This window comes from Nonomuraea sp. NPDC049504 (assembly GCF_040676845.1).
Classification (GTDB): Bacteria; Actinomycetota; Actinomycetes; order Streptosporangiales; family Streptosporangiaceae; genus Nonomuraea; species Nonomuraea salmonea.
This window is the reverse complement of sequence record NZ_JBFAPT010000077.1, coordinates 1,701-2,802: the sequence shown is the minus strand read 5'-3', so window position 1 is coordinate 2,802 and position 1,102 is coordinate 1,701. Positions and strand designations below refer to the sequence as shown.

General features: G+C 56.7%; 1 other annotated feature (running past one end of the window).

The features are described from left to right. Positions 1-1,102 (top strand) — a sequence feature (mutual gap in cmsearch alignment for this rRNA model is longer than 100); it runs 1,485 nt beyond the window's last position.

The window sequence follows — 1,102 nt, the reverse complement described above, 5'->3', positions numbered from 1 at the left end:
GACTGCTGGAGGGGATCCCAAGTAGCACGGGGCTCGAGGAATCCTGTGTGAATCTGCCAGGACCACCTGGTAAGCCTAAATACTCCCTGATGACCGATAGTGCACGAGTACCGTGAGGGAAAGGTGAAAAGTGCCCCGGTGAGGGGTCGTGAAATAGTACCTGAAACCGTGTGCCTACAAGCCGTAGGAGCTTACATCAGCTTGCTGGTGTGTGATGTGACTGCGTGCCTTTTGAAGAATGAGCCTGCGAGTTATGGTGTGTGGCGAGGTTAACCCGTGTGGGGGAGCCGTAGCGAAAGCGAGTCTGAAGAGGGCGTTTGAGTCGCATGCTGTAGACCCGAAGCGGGGTGATCTACGCATGGGCAGGTTGAAGCTCAGGTAAGACTGGGTGGAGGACCGAACCCACCAGGGTTGAAAACCTGGGGGATGACCTGTGTGTAGGGGTGAAAGGCCAATCAAACTCCGTGATAGCTGGTTCTCCCCGAAATGCATTTAGGTGCAGCGTTACGCGTTTCTTGCCGGAGGTAGAGCACTGGATGGCCGATGGGCCCGACAAGGTTACTGACGTCAGCCAAACTCCGAATGCCGGTAAGTGAGAGCGTGGCAGTGAGACTGCGGGCGATAAGGTTCGTAGTCGAGAGGGAAACAGCCCAGATCACCGACTAAGGCCCCTAAGCGTGTGCTAAGTGGGAAAGGATGTGGAGTCGCAGAGACAACCAGGAGGTTGGCTTAGAAGCAGCCATCCTTGAAAGAGTGCGTAATAGCTCACTGGTCAAGTGATTCTGCGCCGACAATGTAGCGGGGCTCAAGCACACCGCCGAAGTCGTGGCACTGACGACCATGTGTTGTTGGTGGGTAGGGGAGCGTCGTGCAGCCGGCGAAGCAGCAGAGTGATCTAGTTGTGGAGGCTGTGCGAGTGAGAATGCAGGCATGAGTAGCGAATCGAGGGTGAGAAACCCTCGCGCCGGATGACCAAGGGTTCCTGGGCCAGGCTAATCCGCCCAGGGTAAGTCGGGACCTAAGGCGAGGCCGACAGGCGTAGTCGATGGACAACGGGTTGATATTCCCGTACCCGCTTCAATGCGCCCATACTGAACCTCGT